Below are 327 nucleotides of genomic sequence, written 5' to 3' on the forward strand. Positions count from 1 at the left end.
GCCGAGGACGATCGAGGTCAGCACCGTGGTGGTGCCGCCGATGTCGGCGTAGAGGAAGTCGATCAGGACCCAGGTGAGCAGGGCGAGGGCGGCCAGGGCGGGGCCGCGGCCGCGGGCGTGGCGCAGGCAGCCGAGGAGGAGGCCGAGGAAGAGCAGGCCGTAGGCGACGATGCCGATCAGGCCCTGTTCGCTGAGTACCAGGAAGTACATGTTGTGCGGGGAGAGCAGTGGTTCGCGCTGGAAGCCGATGGTGGCGTCGGCGGCGTCGCTGCCGGAGGAGAGCCGGAGCGGGGCGTGGCTGTCGCGCAGTTGCTGGAAGGCTTTGGG

General features: G+C 70.3%; 1 pseudogene. It reads right to left on the reverse strand.

The features are described from left to right. A pseudogene (locus VR45_RS23135) lies at positions 1 to 327 on the reverse strand (hypothetical protein); the annotation flags it as partial.

Origin of the sequence: Streptomyces sp. NRRL S-495, assembly GCF_000966955.1 — a bacterium.
Taxonomy (GTDB): domain Bacteria; phylum Actinomycetota; class Actinomycetes; order Streptomycetales; family Streptomycetaceae; genus Kitasatospora; species Kitasatospora purpeofusca.